General features: G+C 31.0%; 20 protein-coding genes. 6 read left to right on the top strand and 14 right to left on the bottom strand.

Going from position 1 to position 21,893, the window contains the following annotated elements; all coding sequences use genetic code 11:
- The first annotated feature begins 40 nt into the window (after nt 1–40).
- A complete protein-coding gene (gene rpoN / locus B2X73_RS12390) occupies nt 41–1,513 on the top strand; it encodes an RNA polymerase factor sigma-54 (RefSeq protein WP_115000980.1) in 1,473 nt (490 codons plus the stop codon).
- A 39-nt stretch (nt 1,514–1,552) separates the two neighbouring features.
- Here the strand turns inward: rpoN and B2X73_RS12385 are convergent, their stop codons facing one another.
- Entirely contained in the window at nt 1,553–2,107 is a 555-nt protein-coding gene (locus B2X73_RS12385) for a DUF4303 domain-containing protein (protein WP_084106915.1), read from the bottom strand.
- Between the two features lie 165 nt (nt 2,108–2,272).
- Between B2X73_RS12385 and B2X73_RS12380 the strand changes: the two genes are divergently transcribed.
- On the top strand, nt 2,273–4,657 hold the full coding sequence (locus B2X73_RS12380) for an outer membrane beta-barrel family protein (protein ID WP_291049202.1): 2,385 nt from the start codon (nt 2,273–2,275) through the stop codon (nt 4,655–4,657).
- Nucleotides 4,658–4,727: 70 nt separating this feature from the next.
- Here the strand turns inward: B2X73_RS12380 and B2X73_RS12375 are convergent, their stop codons facing one another.
- The 6 genes from B2X73_RS12375 to B2X73_RS12350 form a co-directional block, all read right to left on the bottom strand.
- The gene (locus B2X73_RS12375) at nt 4,728–6,011 is read right to left on the bottom strand and encodes an MFS transporter (protein WP_280061172.1); all 1,284 of its coding nucleotides are present in this window, start codon (nt 6,009–6,011) and stop codon (nt 4,728–4,730) included.
- An 81-nt stretch (nt 6,012–6,092) separates the two neighbouring features.
- A complete protein-coding gene (locus B2X73_RS12370) occupies nt 6,093–7,130 on the bottom strand; it encodes a sulfite exporter TauE/SafE family protein (RefSeq protein WP_286495183.1) in 1,038 nt (345 codons plus the stop codon).
- A 79-nt stretch (nt 7,131–7,209) separates the two neighbouring features.
- Nucleotides 7,210–7,695 carry a GNAT family N-acetyltransferase gene (locus B2X73_RS12365; RefSeq protein WP_291096547.1) on the bottom strand — a complete coding sequence of 162 codons (486 nt, stop codon included), beginning with the start codon at nt 7,693–7,695 and terminating at the stop codon, nt 7,210–7,212.
- A 9-nt stretch (nt 7,696–7,704) separates the two neighbouring features.
- The gene (locus B2X73_RS12360) at nt 7,705–8,418 is read right to left on the bottom strand and encodes an AAA family ATPase (protein ID WP_115000956.1); all 714 of its coding nucleotides are present in this window, start codon (nt 8,416–8,418) and stop codon (nt 7,705–7,707) included.
- A gap of 93 nt (nt 8,419–8,511) precedes the next feature.
- Nucleotides 8,512–8,946 carry a carboxymuconolactone decarboxylase family protein gene (locus B2X73_RS12355; protein ID WP_286495181.1) on the bottom strand — a complete coding sequence of 145 codons (435 nt, stop codon included), beginning with the start codon at nt 8,944–8,946 and terminating at the stop codon, nt 8,512–8,514.
- A 54-nt stretch (nt 8,947–9,000) separates the two neighbouring features.
- A complete protein-coding gene (locus B2X73_RS12350) occupies nt 9,001–9,585 on the bottom strand; it encodes a Crp/Fnr family transcriptional regulator (RefSeq protein ID WP_286495180.1) in 585 nt (194 codons plus the stop codon).
- A 197-nt stretch (nt 9,586–9,782) separates the two neighbouring features.
- Here B2X73_RS12350 and B2X73_RS12345 point away from each other — a divergent pair, with 197 nt between their 5' ends.
- Nucleotides 9,783–10,658: a DUF808 family protein gene (locus B2X73_RS12345; protein WP_115000953.1), complete on the top strand. Its 876-nt coding sequence runs from the start codon at nt 9,783–9,785 to the stop codon at nt 10,656–10,658.
- A 63-nt stretch (nt 10,659–10,721) separates the two neighbouring features.
- Entirely contained in the window at nt 10,722–11,342 is a 621-nt protein-coding gene (locus B2X73_RS12340; protein WP_219034359.1) for an L-threonylcarbamoyladenylate synthase, read from the top strand.
- Between the two features lie 76 nt (nt 11,343–11,418).
- On the opposite strand, the gene B2X73_RS12335 is transcribed toward B2X73_RS12340, so the two are convergent.
- The 6 genes from B2X73_RS12335 to B2X73_RS12310 form a co-directional block, all read right to left on the bottom strand.
- Nucleotides 11,419–11,670 (bottom strand): DUF6952 family protein, encoded by a 252-nt coding sequence (locus tag B2X73_RS12335; RefSeq protein ID WP_038336694.1) that lies wholly within the window; start codon nt 11,668–11,670, stop codon nt 11,419–11,421.
- Complete coding sequence (locus B2X73_RS12330) at nt 11,651–11,968, bottom strand: thioredoxin family protein (protein WP_286495177.1); 318 nt, start codon at nt 11,966–11,968, stop codon at nt 11,651–11,653. Before B2X73_RS12330 ends, B2X73_RS12335 begins: the two co-directional genes overlap by 20 nt.
- 159 nt (nt 11,969–12,127) lie before the next feature.
- Nucleotides 12,128–12,754, bottom strand: a complete 627-nt coding sequence (locus B2X73_RS12325) for a peroxiredoxin (RefSeq protein ID WP_038336698.1) — start codon at nt 12,752–12,754, stop codon at nt 12,128–12,130.
- A 417-nt stretch (nt 12,755–13,171) separates the two neighbouring features.
- Nucleotides 13,172–13,447 carry a hypothetical protein gene (locus tag B2X73_RS12320; protein WP_219034361.1) on the bottom strand — a complete coding sequence of 92 codons (276 nt, stop codon included), beginning with the start codon at nt 13,445–13,447 and terminating at the stop codon, nt 13,172–13,174.
- 561 nt (nt 13,448–14,008) lie between these two features.
- Nucleotides 14,009–16,156: an endonuclease MutS2 gene (locus tag B2X73_RS12315; protein WP_286495176.1), complete on the bottom strand. Its 2,148-nt coding sequence runs from the start codon at nt 16,154–16,156 to the stop codon at nt 14,009–14,011.
- 68 nt (nt 16,157–16,224) lie between these two features.
- Nucleotides 16,225–16,608 (bottom strand): DUF5004 domain-containing protein, encoded by a 384-nt coding sequence (locus B2X73_RS12310; protein WP_115000084.1) that lies wholly within the window; start codon nt 16,606–16,608, stop codon nt 16,225–16,227.
- A gap of 45 nt (nt 16,609–16,653) precedes the next feature.
- Here B2X73_RS12310 and B2X73_RS12305 point away from each other — a divergent pair, with 45 nt between their 5' ends.
- Nucleotides 16,654–17,331 (top strand): uracil-DNA glycosylase, encoded by a 678-nt coding sequence (locus tag B2X73_RS12305; RefSeq protein ID WP_219034364.1) that lies wholly within the window; start codon nt 16,654–16,656, stop codon nt 17,329–17,331.
- Between the two features lies 1 nt (nt 17,332).
- Here the strand turns inward: B2X73_RS12305 and B2X73_RS12300 are convergent, their stop codons facing one another.
- Nucleotides 17,333–18,235 carry a hypothetical protein gene (locus B2X73_RS12300; RefSeq protein ID WP_291096545.1) on the bottom strand — a complete coding sequence of 301 codons (903 nt, stop codon included), beginning with the start codon at nt 18,233–18,235 and terminating at the stop codon, nt 17,333–17,335.
- 184 nt (nt 18,236–18,419) lie between these two features.
- Here B2X73_RS12300 and B2X73_RS12295 point away from each other — a divergent pair, with 184 nt between their 5' ends.
- Nucleotides 18,420–21,881, top strand: a complete 3,462-nt coding sequence (locus B2X73_RS12295; protein WP_291049238.1) for a methylmalonyl-CoA mutase family protein — start codon at nt 18,420–18,422, stop codon at nt 21,879–21,881.
- Nucleotides 21,882–21,893 lie beyond the last annotated feature (12 nt).

Genomic DNA, 21,893 nt, shown 5'->3' with positions numbered 1-21,893 from the left:
TAAGCTAAATCCGTTTTTTATATAAGCCAAAACCCAAAATATGTTAAAGCAGGAATTAAATTTAAAATTACAACAAAAACTATCGCCACAACAAATCCAATTAATGAAGTTGGTTCAACTTCCTACGGTTGCTTTTGAACAACGCGTAAAGGAAGAGTTGGAAGAAAACCCTGCTTTGGATGATCAATCTTCTGAATATGATGAAGATTACGGAGGAGAACAGGAAGAATGGGACAATCAGAGTGATGATTTTGGCGACGAGCAAGTGATTGACACAAGTGACATCAATATTGATGATTATTTGAGCGATGATGACATCCCAAATTATAAAACGTATACGAATAATTATAGTGATGATGACGAAGATAAATCTGTTCCTTACGCGCAAGGAGAGAGCTTTATCGAGTTTTTGACATCACAATTATATACGAATCGATTAACTTCGGAACAATTTCAAATTGCTGAATTTATCTTAGGAAATATTGACGATGATGGTTATATGCGTCGTGATATTAAATCGTTGGTTGACGATTTAGCATTCTCGCAAAATATTTACACTTCGCCAGAAGAGGTCGAAAATTTGTTGATTAATTATATTCAACGAATGGATCCAGTTGGTGTAGGTGCGCGTGATTTGCAAGAATGTTTATTGATTCAATTAGAAAATAAAAATCAAACAGAAGCAGTAGAGTTAGCAGAAAAATTAATTTCAGAATCGTTTGATGCATTTACGAAAAAGCATTATTCGAAATTGATGGCAAAATATGATGCGGATGATGATGAGTTGCGTGATGCAATTTCGGAGATTGAACGTTTGAATCCAAAACCAGGAAAATCATTTTCGAGTAGTAGTAAAATTGTAGAGCAAATAACGCCAGATTTTACGATTCATATCAACGATGGCGATTTAGAATTGTCGTTAAATGGACGTAATGTACCAGAATTGAAAATTTCGAGTGCGTTTGCAGAAATGTTAGATACATACAAAAAAACCGAAAATAAATCGAATCAACAGAAAGAAGCTGTGATGTTTGTCAAACAAAAGTTAGATTCTGCGAAATGGTTTATTGATGCGGTTCAGCAACGCCGTAACACGCTTTTATACACGATGGAAGCGATTATGAAATTTCAAAAAGAGTATTTCTTAACAGGAGATGAAACGAAAATTAAACCGATGATTTTAAAAGATATTTCAGACAGAATTGGAATGGATATTTCGACAGTTTCTCGTGTAGCGAATTCTAAATATGTCACAACGCCTTACGGAACATTTTTGATAAAAGATTTGTTCTCAGAATCGTTAACAAATGATGAAGGTGAAGAAGTTTCGACGCGCGAAATTAAACGAATTTTACAAGATGTAATTGCAGATGAAGACAAACGTAAACCTTTGACAGACGAAAAATTAACCGAAATTTTAAAAGAAAAAGGTTATCCAATTGCTCGTCGTACAATTGCAAAATATCGCGAACAACTAAATATTCCGGTTGCGAGATTGAGAAAAGAAATCTAAACTTTTAGAAGAAATATTATCAAACAAAAAAAGAGCTTTTTATAAAGCTCTTTTTTTGTTTTTACCCCAAGTTGTCATCCATTCAAAATAATCTTCTTTGTACGAATTATCATTCAATTGCGTAATAATTTTTTGTTGTTTTTCTTTGTTCAAATCATCATCAATTACAGAAAAGTTTAAGAAAATATCTTTACCAATTAATTTAGAAAAGAAATTTTCATTCTTTAATTCTTCTAAAACTTCGATACATTTTTCATTAATTTTATTCTGAAATTGATAAAACCAATCTTCGTCATCGTCGTGTTCATCAACGATTTCTTTACACATTTGATTGATTTCTTGAAAAGAATTTTCAGCTCCTAAATAATCATATTTCCATTCAGAAGGCTCGTATTTGTAGTAACAAAAATCGTCTTCATCCGAAACTTTTTCCAAATGTTCTACAGAATTTGCCGAAGGATGAATAGCTATTTTCGAGTCGTTATTGCACAAGGCAAAAGCGTAAAGGTCTTGGGAAGGATTTTCGTTATAAATTTTCAAAAAGGCTTGTTTGGTTGATTGCACTAATTTGTTTTTTAATTCATTAAAATCCATTCATTTATATTTTTTTAATCGGTTAAAATTATTTTTTGAAATGTAGTAAAATTCTTTAAATATTAAATCATTGTTAATTTATTTTTTAAAGACAAATTCAATTATTATTCATTTTCTATGTAACTTTTCTGTAATTCACACGTCATTATAGTAAACAAACCTAATATGTCTAAATTATATATACCAATTTTATTATTTGCCTCGACCTCGATTTTTGCGCAACAACAATATAAAGGAAGCTTGCAATATACGAATCAAATGCCTGTTAGTCTAGCAGATGTGATTATTCTGAAAGATGATCAAATTATTGAAGAAATTTCAACTGATGATAAAGGAAGTTTTACAGTTGATTTAGCCGAAGGAAATTATATGTTTCGAATAGAAGAAGCTGGTGTTTTGCTTCATACTCAAACGATTTTATGTGGAAAAAATCAGGATTTAGGCGTTATTATTCTTCCTAAAACTGAAAATATTACATTAAATGAAACGGTTGTAAAGAGTCAGAAAAAATTAATAGAAAAGAAAGTTGATCGACTTGTTTTTAATGCTGATTTAGCGGAGGGAGCAAAAGGCGGAGATGCATTAGATTTGCTAAAATTGGCGCCTCGTGTAAAGGTTGATAATGATGTAGTTTCGATAATTGGTAAAAGTAATTTGCGTGTGATGGTGGACGATCGTTTATTGGAAATGTCTGGTGATCAATTGACAAATTATTTAAAAACGCTTCGTGCAGATGATATTGAGAAAATTGAAGTAATTACAAATCCACCCGCAAAATATCAAGCAATAGGAAATAGTGGAATTCTCAATATTGTACTGAAATCAGGCAAAAAAGACTCGTGGAATGGAAGTTTGTCGTCATCATTGCAACATTATAACAAACCATATTGGAACAATAGTGCATCGTTTAATTACCGAAAAAATAAATGGACTTTAGTTTCGAATATTTTTGGTGGTTTTGGTGAATATGATGGAATTGGACAATCTGATATTTATTTTAGAAAGACAAATGAAGTTTGGACTGAAAGAGAAAAAAATAGTGGAAAAAATAGAAATATTGGCGGAAAATTAGGATTGGATTATAAAGTTTCAGATAAATTGACGACTGGTTTTACGGTTGATTTATATGCTGGAAATCGAAAAGGAACTGGTGGCACGAAAACAACGATAAATAGTTTGGATAAAAATGAATTGTTGAGTTATATTCTGAATGATCGAAATGGAAGCAAAGGAAACACGAAATACAATACGCTGAATTATCATGTGATTTATAAAATGGATACGATCGGAAAAAAACTGACATTTGATTTTGATTGGGTAAATTTTAATAATAACAATACAAGTGTAACTTCAAACCGATTTTTTAATTCAGAAGATGTTGAAAATAAAACAGAATATCAAGGAAATAAAAGTTTGTCCGACCAAAAAGCAAATAATTATAGTTTGAATATTGATATGGAACATCCCGTTAATACTTGGAAACTAAATTATGGTGGACGTTATAGTTGGACGAAAAATAATAGCGATAATTTATTTTACAACACATCTTCTGGGTCGCCTGTTTATGATGAAAAGTTGAGTAATGGTTTTTATTATGACGAAAATATTTTGGCTTTTTATGCGAGTATTGAAAAAGATATTTCAGAAAAATGGTCTGCAAAAGTTGGTTTGAGATACGAAAATACAGATGCAAAAGGTTTTTCTCCGCAAGAAAATCAACATGATACCTATAAATATGATGGATTATTTCCAACCGCTTATTTGATGTATAAACCTGCTGAAAATCATTCGTTAAGTATTAATGTTGGGCGTCGTATTGATCGACCTTTTATGGGACAATTGAATCCGTTTCGTACCATTTATTCTCCTTATTCTTTTGCCGAAGGAAATCCGAAATTAAAACCTTCTTATTCGTATAATTATGAGTTGGAATATGCATACAAAGATTTGGCAGTTACAACATTATATTACAGAAATTCTACGGATGAAATCAATCAAATTGTGGTTGTAAATCCAACAGAAAATACACAAAATTGGATTCCATATAATTATGCTGATTCGGAGAGTTTTGGAATTAGTGAAAATCTAAATTTCAAGCTTGTAAAATGGTGGAAAGTCAATGGAACGATTGATTTGTATTACAAGAAAACAAAAGGAATTATTCCTGAATACAATTATGTATTGGATGGATTTAATGGAGAATTTCGTTTGACAAATAATTTAGAATTGAATAAATCGAAAACATTATTGTTTAATCATACCACAAATTATACAACAAAAACAATTGATGCCATGTCAAGAAGTCGCGCTAATTGGAGTACAGCTTTTGGTTTGAGAGCGTTATTTTTGGATAAAAAATTCGAGGTTTCGTTTAATGTGAACAATGTATTTAAAGATAGAGCTTGGCAAGATCAAAGTTTTAGTAACGATACAAAATTTGTTTATACAGGACAATCCGCTCGCTATTATCGTGTTGGAATTCGATACAATTTCGGAAAATCATTCACAATAGAACAATCAAAAAGTAGTTCGGAAAAAGGAAGATTGTAAATTGTTAAAAATAAACCCCAATATTGATTTAAAATATTGGGGTTTATTTTTTTATTTGATATAAATGACTTTACTTCTTTTCCATTTTATAGAACAATAAAATAACGAAACTAATCGCAAACGAAACGCCCATTGCAAGTGCCGAAGCTTTCATTCCGCCAGAATATTCAATCAATAATCCATAAATAACTAAACCTAAAAATAAGGCAAATTTTTCGAAAACATCGTAAAAGCTAAAATAGGTTGTAGTATCTTCTGTTTCTGGTAATAATTTGGCGTATGTAGAACGTGATAAAGCTTGCAAACCTCCCATTACAAGACCAACCATTGCAGCCATTACGTAAAATTGAGTTTTTACATTAGGATCATTTTTATTAATCAAATAACCAATAATACATGTAATAATCCAGATAAAAATCCCGATTAATAAGGTTTTCTTATTTCCTATTTTTCCTGATAGAAAAGAGAATAACCATGCACCTAAAACAGCTTCAATTTGAATTAATAAAATGGTCATAATCAATTCTGAAGATTCCATTCCTATTTCTGAACTTCCAAACATTGCCGCCATCAAAAAGATAGTTTGCATTGCTAAACTGTAAAAGAAAAATCCAGCCAAAAAAACACGAATATTTTTGTATTGATTAAGATCTTTGAAGGTATGTTTTAAATTTCTAAAACTCGATTTGATGATATCTTTTGGAATTTCGCGATCATATTTGTGGTTTGGTAATTTACTTAATGCAATTTGTCCAAATCCTAACCACCAAATTCCTGTTAATAAGAAACTTATTCGAGTAAACATTGCTTGTTGTTCTTCTGGGGCGAATTGTATCATTGCCAAACAAATCGTCAATAAAATGACAGAACCAATATAACCAAACATATAACCTTGCGCCGAAACTTTGTCCATTTTTTCGTCTGAGACAATTTCTGGTAAATAGGCGTTGTAAAAAACTAAACTTCCCCAAAAACCTATGCTTGCAGTGATATTGAGTAATAAAGCTAACCAAACTAAATCGCTTGATGTAAAGAAAAACATTCCGATGCATGAGAAAGATCCTAAATAGCAAAAAAAGCGAAGAAATTTTATTTTATTTCCGATTAAATCTGCAATTGAAGATAAAACAGGAGACAAAACAATCACAAAAAAGAAAGCAATTGCCAATGAAAAATTGAATGCGGACTCTGGTAATAATCCTAAAAATTTAATTGGGTGATCGTTCGCATCATAGGTCATTAAAGTGTAATAAACCGGAAAAATAGCAGAGGCAATAACTAAAGAATGAACAGAATTTGCCCAGTCGTAAGAAATCCAAGCTCGTATTAGTTTGGGATTATCTTTTGTATTCATAAATTTTTTATAGTAATGTTGGTTAAACTTAAGAATAATTTATCAAAAATAATGTTTCGTAAAAATTAATTGTTCAATCTTCTATTCTTTCAGTTCAAATTTGGTCAGTTTATTGTCTTTGTAACAATAAAACTCATAACTATCTTCTCCAATTCTGAATACTTTTTCGAGATGGATTTTATCGTAATTAGGTAAAATTTCATTGTATTTCTTTAATAAATTTTTAGGTAATTCATTCGGTTGAATTGGACGTTCAATCTCAAATTCACCATCTAACGAATATTCCATCACAAAATCGCTGTTTCGCCATTTTAAAGTGGTTTCATTTTCGTCACCTTTACTTGTTGTTGTAAGTTGAACTTTATCTTCTTGAATGATTTTTTGGGAACTTGTATAAAAAAGTGTAATTCCAGAAATAACCATCGCTGCATAGCCAACTTTTCTGAAAATAAAATCGCTAAAATAAGGTAAAATATATTTGACCGTATAAGAAGAAATAATTGAGGCAATTGCAATCGTCAATCCAAGTAATAATGCGTTCTTTGAGTATAAAGCAAGAACAATATAAATGATTAATTTTATGATATGAAGTATAATTTCGTTGGCAGCTCGCGTTGCAATAATTTCTTCTTTTGTTAATCCATATTTTAAATAAAATCTATTGAATAATAAACCTATTGCTCCTGTTATTCCAGAAACGAATCCAGCTAAAAAACCAACAATGGCCAAAATATATTTTGGTGAAGGTTTTTCTTCATTGTCTTGTTGTTTTTTGTTTAGAAATAATTGTGGAACATTTGAAATCAATAATACAGCTACAATAATTTGTAAATAAATTGGGTTGATAAATTTGATTAAATAAGCGCCCATTAAAACTGCTGGAATCGAAAATGGCACGAACCAAAAGAAGATTTTCCAATGTACAGATTTTCTGAAAGCCGCTATTCGAGAGGCAGAACTTGTAAATGTTCCGATTGTTAACGAAAAAGGGACTAACGAAGTTGGAATAATAAGATTGAGGATTGGAATTAAGATTAAACTTGCGCCACCGCCACAAATTGCACTTATCCAAAATGCTAAAATAGCTCCAATAAATAGGAGAAAAATAGTAAAAATCATGACCAGAAATTTTATTCTGTTACAAAATTAGGACGATGATTTTAGAAATTAATGCTTAAAGACTTATCTTAAGTAAAACTTAAGAATAAGTAAATCTTAATTGAAAAAGATGATTTTTCGGATAAATTGTTTGCGAAATCTGTTGAAAATTATTTTTTAATAAGGCTTTAGACGAGGCGATATTTTCTTTTTTCACCCAAGCTTCAATCAGCATATATTTTCTCGATTTCAACTCTTTCGAAATCAGTTTGATGATTCGTGTTGCGTAACCTCTGTTCCAAAATTGTTCATCAATCGAATAGCCAATAATCGCTTTGTCGTGAACAGGTTGAAACATCACAGTACCAATCAAGGTTTCAGAAGATTTTTCGATAACAGCAAAACGAAATTCATATCCAGAATTCTTTTTTTCTTTATCTCTTTCCAGCATTTTGTACGAATCTTCGATTGTTTTCATTGGAGCGGTTTCGCGGTATTTCATGGCTTTTGCATTCGAATAAATTTCGAAAAGTCGTGCTACATCAGTGTCCAAAAGTTCTCTGAAATAAATTAATTCGTCTTCCATATTTTGGTTTTAAGAATTTGCTTGACGTTCTAATTTTTCAATCAGTAATGCTTTTGCGTTTGTAAGTGCATAATCTTTAGCTTCTGCAAATGAAACGTTATATTTTCGTTTGAGTGATTGAATATCTTTTGGTAAATCGTTTAAAAGTTTATCATAATAAACATCTAACATTTCAGAAGTTGGCATTTTGAAATCAATTTTTAATTGAAATCTTCTCAACAATGCAACATCAATAATATGTGGATGATTTGTTGCGGCTATCAACAACGAATTTTGTGGCAAATAATCAATTAATTGAATTACTGTGTTCACTAAACGACGCATTTCGCCAACATCTTTGTCATCATTTCCACGCGCTTTTCCGATTTGGTCAAACTCATCCAAAAATAGAATTGCTTTTTCACGAGCAGCTTTATCAAAAAGCATTCGAATATTTTGCGAAGTTTCACCAATTCTTGATGAAACAATATTACTTAAATTCAAAATCAATATTGGTTTTCCGATTTCATTTGCAATTGCTTTTGCAGTTGTTGTTTTTCCACAACCTGAAAATCCATGCAACAAAATTTTATTATTGACAGGTAAATTATATTTACTCAATTCCTCTATATATCTATGTTCTTTGATAAGTTGTTTTACTTGAGCAAGATTTTGATCATCTAAAAAAACATCATTCAAAGAAATTTCTTCCTTATCGTCAACAATTAAATCGTAAATATTCATATCAATTTTACTTCAAGACTCAAAAATAAACTATTTTAATCCGAAAGCCGATTTTTAGCACAAAAAAAGCTTCAGATTTCTGAAGCTAAAATTTTAAACCGTCATATGAGAACTGATTGCAATTCTATTCCAAGCATTAATCGTGGTAATTGCAATAATGATAATCGCAATATAATTTTCAGAAAAAAGTGTTAATGCTTTTTGATAAGTTTCTTCTGATAAACCATGTTGACTAATATTTGTAATTTCTTCTGTCATCTCCAATATCACACGCTCTTCTTCTGTAAAAAGTGTCGTTTCTCGCCACGCATTCAACAAAAAAATACGTTGATTTGTTTCGCCTAATTTCATCGCGTCTTTGGTGTGCATATTAATACAAAAAGCACAACCATTGATTTGTGAAGCTTTGATTTTAATAAGTTCTAAATGTAATTTATCTAATTCAGAATTTGCTAAATAATTCTCTAGACCATACATTGCTTCGTAAGCTTTTGGTTCTAATTTTTGAATGTTTAATCGTGATTTCATTTCTTAATTTTTTACAAAGTTCGTTGATTATTTATTCAATAAAATTAAACTGGTTTAAGAAAACTCTTTCTTTCGGATTTCGCTTAAATATTCGGGTGTGAAACCTAAATAAGAAGCTAATAAATATTGCGGAACACGTTGTAAAAACTCAGGAAAATTTTTCTTGAAGTGAAGATAAAACTCCTCTTTCGAAAACTCTTTCAAATATTTGGAACGCATTTGAGCAGCAGCATTTGCTTTTTGATAAATTTGTTTGAAATACGAATTGAAAATAGGATGTTTTTCGCATAAAATTTCTTCGTTCGTTTTACTCATTTTCATAATAATTGCATTTTCTACAGCTTGAATATAAAACTCAGAACTTTGTTGATTAATGTAAGAAAACAAATCTGTCAACCACCAATTTTCGATAGCAAAATCAATGGTTTGTTCTACACCTTTTTCATTGATGAAAAATAATCGAATACATCCAGAAATAATAAAATAATTGTACGTACAAACTGTTCCAGCTTTATGAATCATTTCTTTTTTCTTCACCGAAAATTTCTCAAAATATTGGACTGAATCGTGAAATTCTTCTTCAGAAATTGAAGTGAAAATTTGAATATGTTTCTTTAACTGACCGAAAGAATTTTCCATTTTATAAGCTTAATATATTTCTCTTTAAAATTAATGATTAGTTTCCGAAAGGACTTAATTTAGTTTAAAATTAATCAGGTTTATAGTCAGAATTTGGAGTGCAATTTACTTGAAATGAATCGTCGAAAGAACATAAAAATAATCTATATAGATTTGACATTTTTTTTTACTTTTACGAACCAAAAAATAACAATAATATGGCTTCAGGAATATTTGCAATTTTAGATGATATTGCAGCATTGATGGATGATGTAGCGGTTACAAGTAAAGTAGCAGCGAGTAAAACAGCAGGGATTTTAGGAGATGATTTGGCTGTAAATGCTGAGAAAGCAACGGGATTTTTATCTTCGCGCGAAATACCAGTTTTATGGGCAATAACAAAAGGCTCTTTTATCAATAAATTGATCATTGTTCCAATTGTTTTGACACTAAATCATTATATGCCAGAAGTGATAAAATATGTTTTGATTTTGGGAGGTTTTTATTTAGCTTTTGAAGGTGTAGAGAAAATAATCGAGTTTATTTTTCACCGTCCAAAAAAAGGTTCAGAAGTTATTCATGAAGATAAAGTAGAAGATAAGAAGCAAGTTTCGGAAAAATCAAAAGTGAAATCTGCGATTATTACGGACTTTATCCTTTCGATAGAAATTGTGATTATTGCATTGAGTACAGTTTTGGAACAACCAATGTTGACACAAGTTTTTACAGTTTCGTTTATTGCAATTTTAGCAACCATTGGTGTTTACGGGATTGTAACCTTAATTGTTCGTATGGATGATGCAGGTTTTAAACTGATAAAAGCATCACACGACAAAGGAGCTGTTTCTAAATTAGGACATTTTTTGGTTGATGCATTACCATATGTGATCAAAATTTTAGGATTTGTAGGGACTGTTGCGCTTTTATTGGTTTCAGGCGGGATATTTGTTCATAACATCGATTATATTCATCATCATTTACCTACAGCAATTCCAATGATGATTAGCGAAGCTTTGATTGCTTTGATTGCAGGATTATTGGTTGTGGTACTTGTCACAATAGTTAAGAAAATAATAGGTTTAGCTAAAGGTTAGGAGATAGAATAGATTTCGAAAAGAATTGTTAACTATTTCGTATCTTTGAATAAAGATTTACAAATGGCAGATTATATCAGAATTCATCCAGAAAATCCACAAGAAAAAGCGATTGATCAAGTGGTTAAGATTTTACAAAATGGAGGTTTAATTATTTATCCTTCCGATACTGTGTATGGATTAGGATGTGATATTACGAATATTAAAGCAATGGAGAAACTTGCTCGATTGAAAGGTGTTAAACTTGAAAAATCTCATTTTTCTATTGTTTGTAATGATTTAAGCCATTTGTCACAATATACTTTACCAATTGATAACAGTACGTTCAAAATTTTGAAACGCGCTTTACCAGGTCCTTTTACATTTGTCATGAATGCATCGCGCAATTTACCTGTTGCTTACAAAGGTAAAAAAACGGTTGGTATTCGTGTTCCAGATCATGCTGTTCCGCAAATGATTGTCGAAAAATTAGGAAATCCTATTGCTTCAACTTCTATTTATGATGAAGATGAAATTGTAGAATATACAACAGATCCTGAATTGATTTTTGAAAAATGGGAGAAGCTTGTAGATGCTGTCATTGATAGTGGTTATGGAGATAATATTGCGTCTACTGTTGTTGATATGACGGATGGAGTAGAGGTTTTACGTGAAGGTAAGGGTGATATTGAAGATTATTTATAGGATTCAACATTAATTATATAAAACCAAAAAAGGATTTCAATTGAAATCCTTTTTCTATACTAACTAATTGATAAAATTATTTATCAATCGAACCCATTACGCGTTGCATAAAAGTATTGGCAGCAGTACGCTCGTCCAATCCTTCTTCTTCCATCATTTGCTTCATTTCCATAGCTCCACAAATGTTAGAAATCATTTCTCCAATTACTTCTTGTTCTGGCTCCTTTACAGCTGGAGAATCAGCATAAACTTCCAAAACTTCTAAAGCTGTTTCCATTGCTTCAATAGAAACGTTTTTTGCTAAATTCTTAAATACCGGCAACTTCATTGATCAATTCTTTTACAGCATCAATTTTAGACGCAGTTACTTGTCCTACATTTTCTCCTCCTTTGAAAACCGCGAAAGTTGGTAAATTTGGAACTTCAGCTAATTTTCTTGATTCTACTAATTTTTCAGCATCAACATATAAAAACTCAGCTTGACCTTCATATTCAGCCGCTAATTTTTTGAATTTTGGTTTTACTAAACGGCAGTTTCCACACCATCCAGCACCATATTGTACAATTACTATATTGTTATCAGCAACTACTTGTGCTAAGTTATCTTGTTCTAATTCTGCAAACATTTTATTAATTTTTATAAGTTAAAAATTGGGTATAAAAAAGGCTGTCTAAGTGTTGAGCTTAGTGATTTTTATTGAAAATGAATTCGTTAAAATCTCCTGTCAAATTTTTTAGACAGCCTCTTCGTGAATTTTGAAAATCAAAAGATTTTCAAGTTATTTTTAGTGAGAAGCTAAGTAAGAAGCTACACCATCTTTAGTAGCGTTCATAGCATCTTTTCCTTCTTCCCAGTTTGCTGGACAAACTTCACCATATTTCTCAACGTGTAAAATTGCATCTAATAAACGTACATACTCATCGATGTTACGTCCTAATGGTAAATCGTTGATTGTTTCGTGACGAACAACACCATTTTTGTCGATGATGAAAGTACCACGGTAAGCAACTGGAGCTCCTTCAAATTTTAAAGAATCATTTTCTTCATTGTAAACATACTCACCAGCTAAAACTCCGTAATCCATAGCGATAGTTTTTGCTAAGTCAGCAACGATTGGGTAAGTAACACCTTCGATACCTCCGTTATCTTTTGCAGTGTTTAACCACGCTAAGTGAGTTTCTTCTGAATCACAAGAAGCAGCGATTACAACAGCATCTCTTTTTTCGAATTCAGCTAATTTAGCTTGGAATGCGTGTAATTCTGTTGGACAAACAAATGTAAAATCTTTTGGGTAGAAGAATAAAACGATGTTTTTCTCTCCGATTGGCATTGAAAAGTTTTCTACGATTTCGTCTCCATCAATTACTGCTGGCGCTGTGAATAAAGGCGCTTTTTTTCCTACTAATGACATAATTTTAATTTTTTATATTTTGTTTTTTACTTCTCGATGTGATAAAACTTGTAATAGTTTTTATCTCTTTTACTGATACAAATTTAGACTGATATTTTAAACTGTCCATATATTTTCAATTTCAAATATAGATTATACTATAAATTATATTTATGATATATGATTAATAATAATTATTGAGTTAATATTCTATTGAAATTCAATACAACAGCCTTTTTATCTTATTTATACGCTAATTTACGAAGATTATTTACCCTAAAGAATGATATTCATTATGTTGATGATTATTTAAAATGAATTAAATTTTATTTAAAAACGACTGTGATAATTATGATTTAATGATAAGTTCACAAGGCATAGAGAAAGATTAAGATATTAAAACGAAAAAGGTTAGTGAATTCACTAACCTTTTTCGTTTTATATTTTTTTAATTTTTCTTTCGATATAGGTATTAAAATTTTTTCCATCCATTGAAATTTCAAAAGCTGTGTTAACTTCATTATTTTCGAGTAGCGAGTAAATCAATCTAAATATGGGTTGATTGGGTTTTGTTTCACTCAGAAATGTAATCTTTTTTTCGGGATAAGTAATCGAATAATTGATAACATGACCTTCGTTATCAAAATAAATAGCTTTCGATAAATTTTTATTTTCATCTAAATAAACAACCAGTAAATCATCATATACTGTCATTTTTTTAGAATCTCGTGAAGGATATTCAGAATGACTTTTTCGGACAATAATATTGTTATTTAATTGATGACCAAAAGAAAAAGTTCCTTTTCCTTCGCCAGGTTTTCCAATACCAATTCCTCCCCAATTTCCAATTAACCAACCCCAGTTATTATTCGTTTGTGCGAATGCACAATTAGTAATATTTAGAAATAAAGTTTGGGTAATTAATCTTTTATAAATAATTTATATATCGTGTGTTATTTGTATTGCATAAAACAAACTTCGATTATTTCATCTTCATAATTACAGTTGCTAATTTCAACCGGAATATTATTAACACCAGATTTAACAGTTTATATAGCTGAATTTTTTGTGTAAATTTTTGAAGAATTCTTAAACTTAAATTAAAAAATACCTTTTTCATTCATCATTCCTCGATTGTTGATAGTAACTATATATTTACAATCACTCAATGTGTTATTTCAATTTGTTACATCTATTATAAAAGAACAAGAATAGTGTTTAATGTCATCATCTTGCCACAAACAAGATTGAAAACTTTTTAATTAAACGAAAAAACTAAATTTTATATACCTCATTAACATTGATTTGAGTTGTAAATAAACCGTAATTTACAAAAACAATTTCTTTTTTTATCTTATCAATTGTTCCAACACTAGACGAACCATGAATTTTGACACGATCACCAACTTTCAACGCATCAATTTTTTTCTGAGTAGCTGCTTTTTCTTTCTTTTCGATGACTTCTTTTTGTTGAGAAATTGTTTCTGAATTTTCTTTTAACTCGCGTTTAACTTCTTTCTCTACAATCTTTTCAATTTTCTTTAATCGTTGAACTTCTTTCGTTTTTTTCGAGTTTTCCATTTCAATTAATTTCAAGAAATTCGAAATCATTTGCTTTTTATTTTTCGTTTTCAAGTAAGAATCCGCCATGTCTGAAATACGTTCTCCAAGTTTCAAACGTTTTTGCTCGCGATCATATAATTGCTGAAAATCATATAGTTTTTGCTGAATTTTTTCATTCGTTTGCTCTAATTTTTCGTTGTGCTCAAGATTTGTTTCGCGCAACTCTTCAACATGATCTTTTGTTTTCTGAATTTCAAATTTTTCTTGTTGAAGTTTTAAAATAGTTTTATCCAAACTCACTTTTTCACGTTCAACTTTTTTCTTCGCACGATTAATCAAACGAAACGGAATTTTATTTTTCTCAGCAACCTCAAATGTAAATGAACTTCCGGCTTGTCCAATTTCCAAACGATAAAGTGGTTCCAATGTTTTTTTATCAAACAACATACAAGCATTTATCGCTTCTGGCAAACTTTCTGCGCTCAATTTGATATTTGTATAATGCGTCGTAAAAACACCGAAAGAATTACGTTCATAAAATTCTTCAAAGAAAACTTCGGCCAAAGCTCCACCCAATTCTGGATCAGAACCTGTCCCAAATTCATCAACTAACAATAATGTTTTATCGTCTGCATTCTTCAAGAAATAGGACATTTGTTTTAGACGATAACTGTATGTTGATAAATGATTTTCAATGGATTGATTATCTCCAATATCTGTGAAAATTTGATTAAAAAATCCAAATTGACTTTGATCTTTTACAGGAACTAAAACACCACTCTGAATCATAATTTGAAGTAAACCAATTGTTTTTAACGTAATTGATTTTCCTCCAGCATTTGGACCAGAAATAATGATAATTCGACAATCTTCGTTAATTTCTAAACTCTGCGGAATCGTTTTTTGAGCTTTTCTTTTATTGTTTAAAAATAAAACAGGATGATAAGCATCGACTAATTTGATAATTCGATTCTCAGAAAGTTGAGGTAAAATTCCATTAATCAAAAAAGCATAATTTGCTTTCGCTTGTGTAAAATCGATGTATTCTAAAAACGTTTGATATTCTTCAAGATTTGGTTTGTATTCTGCAATTTGAGCAGTTAAATCTAATAAAATCTGAATAACCAAATGTTTTTCTTCTTCTTTTAATTCTTCCCATTCACGACGAGGATTTTGTACACTTTCTGGCTCAATAAACGTAATCGATCCAGTTTTAGAAGTACCTAAAAATTGCCCTTTCACACGTTTTCTCAAAGCAGATTTAACGGCCAAAACGCGACGATTTCCAACAACAGATTCACGAATGTCATCCAAATAATCCGAATGATAAGACATCGATTTATTGAATAATTCGGTAATTCGTCCATTCAAATGACGCAAACGATCGCGTACAATTTTCAGTTCAGGACTTGCGTCGTCCTTGATTTCTCCAAATTTATTGAATACTTGATCGATTAATTTTATGATATTTTTTTCGTAAGTAATCGTTGAAGCTTTCTCAAACAAAACAGGTGCATATTCGTTGAAAGCTGTCAAATATTTCAAGATTTCTTTCACTTGAAGCGTATTTGCCTTGATTTTGAAGAATTCTTCTGCAGGCAAATAATAATTCTCAATTTCTAATCGGTTTAGATTTTCATCTAAAATATAATATTCTGAAAACGGAAAACGATTTCCCGTCTCGAAACTTGTTAAATATTCGTTTGTCGTTTGTAGATCTTGTACCAAAAGTTGGTGATCCTGATAAGGTTTTAAGTTAAAAATAAGTGCCTCAACCTTTTCTGTATAAGCAAATTCTGCGATTTCTTTTTGAACCGCATTAAATTCTAAATCTTTTAAAGTTTGTTCTGATATTTGCATTAACGCAAAATTACGGATAAAATTTCGACAAATTCAAAATCATGAAATACTTTGAAATCCGTGATTTTTTATGACCGATCAAAGTGAATGACATTAATTTTGACCTTATTAATATATGTCATTTGATCTGTGTTAGTATTTGCTTTGCTACTTCTGAAAACTGATTTTTTAGTTTCATTTGGTTTTAAATCAATAGTTAAAGTTTCGGAATTGATTGTCGGATTTGGATTTTTAAATTCAAAAGTTAATTTAACTTTTACTGAAAAATCCTTGTTTTTATTCTTCACTTCAGTGCTTATGTTGTATGTTCGGTCTGCATTATATATCATATCTGTATTCAAAACTTTTATATTATTTTCAATTTTCCGGCCTAAATCATAAGGATCATCATCAGCAAAATCTATACAAGAATTTAGTATAAAAAAGGGAATTAGGTAAAGAAACTTTTTCATAGAGGTTAAAATTGGTTAATTTTGTTTCTGTATAAATATATGAAAATGGATGTGAAATTAGATGCTTCTTGGAAAGAAGTTTTAAAGAATGAATTTGAAAAAGATTACTTTAAAATATTGACAGATTTTGTACGAAATGAGTATGAAACAAAAACAATATATCCTCCCGCATCCAAAATATTTTCTGCATTAGATTATACGCCTTTTGATGATGTTAAAGTGGTTTTGATTGGTCAAGATCCTTATCATGGGATTGGACAAGCAAATGGTTTGTCTTTTTCGGTTGTCGATGGAATTAAATTACCTCCAAGTTTGCAAAATATTTATAAAGAGTTGAATGATGATTTAGGAATAAGAATTTCTACTTCTGGAAATTTGGAAACATGGGCTAAACAAGGTGTATTATTATTAAATGCAACATTGACGGTTGAAGCTTCTAAGGCAGGTTCGCACCAGAAAAAAGGTTGGGAAATATTTACAGATGCTGTAATACAGAAGCTTTCTGATCAAAAAGAAAATTTAGTTTTTATACTTTGGGGAGCTTATGCTCAAAAAAAAGGAGCAAAAATTGACCGAAATAAGCATGTTGTTATAGAATCTGCTCATCCTTCTCCATTAGGAGCTTACAGAGGTTTTTGGGGAAGTAAACCTTTTTCGAAAACTAATAATTTTTTGAAAAGTAAGAATCTACAACCTATAAATTGGGAAATCAAAAGTAAATAATTTACATCGCCATAATTTTTTGTAAATAAGAATTAAAAGCTGTTGGGGTGTTTACGTTTATATACGGAACTTTTTCGGTTATTTTTTCTTTTAGAATAGTATAAGTAGCTACAAAAATGGTAACATTTGGAAGATTTTTCGTGATTGATTCGAGATAAATTTCAAGAGAAGTGGAATCATAATTTTTAGAGATATAAATAAAAATATGTGTTATTTGAGTATTTTCAATACATTCTAAAATAGAATTTAAACTCTGATTTTCCCCTAAATAAATTCCTTTTTCGTTATTAATTTTTAAAAGAAGATGAGTATAAATTAATTCTAAATCTTCATTTTCTTTTTCAGGTAAAAATAAAAGCCATTTACGAGAATTTTGATCTGAATATGGAATTGATTTAATCAAATAAAAAAGATGTTTTCTAATTAGGTTTTTAGAAAACGAAATAACCGATTCTTGAATAGTATACTTTTCCATAATGATAGACATTTTGCTTAAAAAAGGAAAAACAATATCTATACAACATTTTTCGATTCCAATTTTATTGAAACAAAGTGTAAGAATAGTGTCAAAGAAACGTGTATCATATGAAAAACAAGAACAGATTAATAACACAATAATTGGTTCATAACTTTTGTTTTTCTGGATATAATTTTGAATTTCAAATTCGGATAAAAGTTGTATTTCTGAAAGTGATTTTACACTTAAATTTTCTACTGTATATTTTTTGTTTGATTCAATTAAAAAAGAAATAATAATAACTTTTTTTAAGTGATCGTGGTTAAATAATGAATTTTTATCAATCTTATCCTCGTTAAACAATTTGAACTTTTTATCCCATAAAACAATCATTTGTTCATCTAGTCTTGACAGATCTGATAGATCTTTTAGAGAATAAGTATTCATAAGTAGAATTCTAAAATAGTTCTCTTTAAAGTTAATAATATATTGTAAATAAATCAATATAAATTATAGTGATTTATTAATAAAACATTAATATTTTATTGAATATGATAATTTTATCTGCACGAAAAACATTGAAATTTATGTTATCTTAGCAAGAGTCATAAAAAATCAAAATCACAAATAAATGTCACAAATTACTCAAGAAGAAAAGAAAGAAAAGTTTGTACATCCAATACAAGAAGTATACACTCCTAAAAACAAAGTACGTATTGTAACTGCTGCTGCTTTGTTTGATGGGCATGATGCGTCGATTAATATTATGCGTCGCATTATTCAAGCAACGGGTTGCGAGGTAATCCATTTAGGTCACGATAAATCGGTTGAAGATGTTGTAAATACTGCGATACAAGAAGATGCAAATGCAATTGCAATGACATCTTATCAAGGAGGTCACAACGAATATTTCAAATATATGTACGATTTGCTTCAAGAAAAAGGAGCGGGTCATATCCGCATCGTTGGAGGTGGAGGTGGAGTAATTTTACCGTCAGAAATTAAAGAGTTGATGGATTACGGAATTACACGTTTATACTCTCCTGATGATGGTCGCGAATTAGGTTTGCAAGGAATGATTAATGATATGGTGGAGAAAGCAGATTTTCCGACAGGGCCATTAGAATTGCCAGAAGGAAAAGATGTTTATCAATCATTAGAAGATAAAGATATCACGACGATTGCGCGACTAATTTCGTTGGCAGAAAATCGTGAAGAAGATTTTTTGAAGGCATTTGATTTCGATAAAGTAGCTGATAAATCTGCACCGGTTTTAGGAATTACGGGAACAGGAGGAGCAGGAAAATCGTCTATGGTAGATGAATTAGTGCGTCGTTTTTTGATTGATTTTCCAGAAAAATCAATTGCTTTGGTTTCTGTCGATCCATCAAAAAAGAAAACGGGTGGTGCTTTGTTAGGAGATCGTATTCGAATGAATTCTATCAACAATCCTCGTGTTTATATGCGTTCGCTGGCTACTCGTCAATCAAATTTAGCGTTATCGAAATATGTGGAGGAAGCGATTCAGGTGTTGAAAGCTGCGAAATATGATTTGATTATTTTAGAAACTTCTGGAATTGGTCAGTCAGATACCGAAATTTTAGATCATTCTGATGCTTCATTGTATATCATGACGCCAGAATTTGGTGCTGCAACGCAATTAGAGAAGATTGATATGTTAGATTTTGCTGACATTGTGGCGATTAATAAATTCGATAAACGTGGTGCGTTAGATGCCTTACGCGATGTAAAAAAACAATACCAACGTAATCATAATCTTTGGGATATAAATCCTGATGAAATGCCTGTTTTTGGAACAATTGCTTCACAATTTAACGATCCAGGAACCAATCAATTATACCAATCAATCATTGATAAAGTGGTTGAAAAAACAAATGCAGATTTGAAATCTTCTTTTCAAATTACAAAAGAAATGTCAGAGAAAATCTTTGTTATTCCACCATCAAGAACGCGTTATTTATCAGAGATTGCTGAAAATAATCGTGGATATGATGTTCGTGCAAATGCACAGAGAGATGTAGCTCAAAAACTATATGGTTTCTTTAAAACAATTGAAACACTTTCTGGAAAAAAGCCAACAATTTCTCAACACGGAATTGATATTTCTGGAACTGAAAATGCAGATTTAGTTAAAATTCTTTTAGCTGAATTTGATAAATTAAAAATGAATTTAGATCCTTTCAACTGGGAAGTAATCACGACTTGGGACGAAAAGGTAAACAAATATAAAAATCCAGTTTATACATTTAAAGTGCGTGATAAAGAAATTAAAATTCAGACACATTCTGAGTCTTTATCGCATTTACAAATCCCTAAAATTGCATTGCCAAAGTACGAAGCTTGGGGCGATATTTTACGTTGGGTTTTACAAGAAAACGTACCGGGTGAGTTTCCTTTTACTTCGGGATTATATCCATTTAAACGTGAAGGTGAGGATCCAACGCGTATGTTTGCGGGTGAAGGTGGACCAGAGCGTACCAATCGTCGTTTCCATTATGTATCGAAAGGAATGCCAGCAAAGCGTTTGTCTACAGCGTTTGATTCGGTAACTTTGTATGGAAATGATCCAGGTCATCGTCCTGATATTTACGGAAAAATTGGTAATGCTGGAGTTTCGATTTGTTGTTTAGATGATGCGAAGAAATTATATTCTGGTTTCGATTTATCACATCCAGCTACTTCGGTTTCTATGACGATTAACGGTCCTGCGCCTATGTTGTTAGGTTTCTTTATGAATGCCGCAATTGATCAAAATTGTGAAAAATACATCAAAGAAAATGGTTTAGAAACTGAAATTGAAGCAAAAATCAAAGCTATTTACGAAGACAAAGGTTTGGAAAGACCTCGTTATAATGGCGATTTACCAGAAGGAAATGATGGTTTGGGGTTAATGCTTTTGGGTGTAACTGGTGATCAGGTTTTACCTGCAGAAGTTTATGCTGAAATTAAGAAAAATACGTTAGCTCAGGTTCGTGGAACTGTTCAGGCAGATATTTTAAAAGAAGACCAAGCACAAAATACGTGTATTTTCTCAACAGAATTTGCGTTGCGTTTAATGGGCGATGTGCAAGAATATTTCATCAATCAAAATGTACGTAATTTTTATTCGGTTTCTATTTCGGGTTACCATATTGCTGAAGCAGGAGCGAATCCTATTACGCAGTTAGCGTTTACGTTAGCTAACGGATTTACGTATGTTGAGTATTATTTATCTCGCGGAATGGATATCAATGCGTTTGGGCCAAACTTATCGTTTTTCTTCTCCAATGGTATCGATCCAGAATATTCAGTAATTGGTCGTGTGGCGCGTAAAATTTGGGCAAAAGCCTTGAAAAATAAATACGGAGCTAACGAACGTGCACAAATGTTGAAATACCATATTCAAACTTCGGGTCGATCGTTACACGCGCAAGAAATTGATTTCAACGATATTCGTACGACGTTGCAAGCTTTATATGCGATTTACGACAACTGTAACTCGTTACATACCAATGCGTACGATGAAGCAATTACAACGCCAACAGAAGAATCGGTTCGCCGTGCAATGGCTATTCAGTTGATTATCAATAAAGAATTAGGTTTAGCGAAGAACGAAAATCCAATTCAAGGTTCATTTATAATTGAAGAATTAACGGATTTAGTAGAAGAAGCAGTTTTACAAGAATTTGATCGTATTACAGAACGTGGTGGCGTTTTAGGAGCGATGGAAACGATGTATCAACGTTCTAAAATTCAGGAAGAATCATTGTATTACGAAACATTGAAACACAACGGAACGTTCCCAATTATTGGTGTAAATACGTTCTTAAGTTCAAAAGGTTCGCCAACAGTGGTTCCTGCGGAGGTTATTCGTGCAACAGAAGAGGAAAAACAATTTCAAATTAAAACTAAAGAAAACTTGAATAAAATTAATGAACAACAAGCTGAAAGTGCATTAGAAACTGCACAACAAGCGGCTATTAACAATCAAAATATTTTTGAAGTGTTGATGGAAGCAACCAAAGTTTGTTCATTAGGACAAATCACTTCTGCCTTATTCGAAGTAGGCGGACAGTACCGTAGAAATATGTAATTTTTTTATTAA

Source organism: Empedobacter sp. UBA7252 (assembly GCF_002472765.1).
Classification (GTDB): domain Bacteria; phylum Bacteroidota; class Bacteroidia; order Flavobacteriales; family Weeksellaceae; genus Empedobacter; species Empedobacter falsenii_B.
The sequence above is the reverse complement of the archived record's forward strand: the minus strand, read 5'-3'. Positions and strand labels throughout refer to the sequence as shown.

What these genes read in the sequence shown, in the direction of transcription:
- B2X73_RS12380 (WP_291049202.1), top strand. Translation starts at nt 2,273, where the DNA reads ATGTCTAAATTATATATACCAATTTTATTATTTGCCTCGACCTCGATT.
- B2X73_RS12375 (WP_280061172.1), bottom strand. Translation starts at nt 6,011, where the DNA reads ATGAATACAAAAGATAATCCCAAACTAATACGAGCTTGGATTTCTTAC.
- B2X73_RS12300 (WP_291096545.1), bottom strand. Translation starts at nt 18,235, where the DNA reads ATGAATACTTATTCTCTAAAAGATCTATCAGATCTGTCAAGACTAGAT.
- B2X73_RS12370 (WP_286495183.1), bottom strand. Translation starts at nt 7,130, where the DNA reads ATGATTTTTACTATTTTTCTCCTATTTATTGGAGCTATTTTAGCATTT.
- B2X73_RS12325 (WP_038336698.1), bottom strand. Translation starts at nt 12,754, where the DNA reads ATGTCATTAGTAGGAAAAAAAGCGCCTTTATTCACAGCGCCAGCAGTA.
- B2X73_RS12385 (WP_084106915.1), bottom strand. Translation starts at nt 2,107, where the DNA reads ATGGATTTTAATGAATTAAAAAACAAATTAGTGCAATCAACCAAACAA.
- B2X73_RS12335 (WP_038336694.1), bottom strand. Translation starts at nt 11,670, where the DNA reads ATGAAGTTGCCGGTATTTAAGAATTTAGCAAAAAACGTTTCTATTGAA.
- B2X73_RS12345 (WP_115000953.1), top strand. Translation starts at nt 9,783, where the DNA reads ATGGCTTCAGGAATATTTGCAATTTTAGATGATATTGCAGCATTGATG.
- B2X73_RS12305 (WP_219034364.1), top strand. Translation starts at nt 16,654, where the DNA reads ATGGATGTGAAATTAGATGCTTCTTGGAAAGAAGTTTTAAAGAATGAA.
- B2X73_RS12320 (WP_219034361.1), bottom strand. Translation starts at nt 13,447, where the DNA reads ATGACAGTATATGATGATTTACTGGTTGTTTATTTAGATGAAAATAAA.
- B2X73_RS12330 (WP_286495177.1), bottom strand. Translation starts at nt 11,968, where the DNA reads ATGTTTGCAGAATTAGAACAAGATAACTTAGCACAAGTAGTTGCTGAT.
- B2X73_RS12340 (WP_219034359.1), top strand. Translation starts at nt 10,722, where the DNA reads ATGGCAGATTATATCAGAATTCATCCAGAAAATCCACAAGAAAAAGCG.
- B2X73_RS12295 (WP_291049238.1), top strand. Translation starts at nt 18,420, where the DNA reads ATGTCACAAATTACTCAAGAAGAAAAGAAAGAAAAGTTTGTACATCCA.
- B2X73_RS12360 (WP_115000956.1), bottom strand. Translation starts at nt 8,418, where the DNA reads ATGAATATTTACGATTTAATTGTTGACGATAAGGAAGAAATTTCTTTG.
- rpoN (WP_115000980.1), top strand. Translation starts at nt 41, where the DNA reads ATGTTAAAGCAGGAATTAAATTTAAAATTACAACAAAAACTATCGCCA.
- B2X73_RS12355 (WP_286495181.1), bottom strand. Translation starts at nt 8,946, where the DNA reads ATGAAATCACGATTAAACATTCAAAAATTAGAACCAAAAGCTTACGAA.
- B2X73_RS12365 (WP_291096547.1), bottom strand. Translation starts at nt 7,695, where the DNA reads ATGGAAGACGAATTAATTTATTTCAGAGAACTTTTGGACACTGATGTA.
- B2X73_RS12350 (WP_286495180.1), bottom strand. Translation starts at nt 9,585, where the DNA reads ATGGAAAATTCTTTCGGTCAGTTAAAGAAACATATTCAAATTTTCACT.
- B2X73_RS12315 (WP_286495176.1), bottom strand. Translation starts at nt 16,156, where the DNA reads ATGCAAATATCAGAACAAACTTTAAAAGATTTAGAATTTAATGCGGTT.
- B2X73_RS12310 (WP_115000084.1), bottom strand. Translation starts at nt 16,608, where the DNA reads ATGAAAAAGTTTCTTTACCTAATTCCCTTTTTTATACTAAATTCTTGT.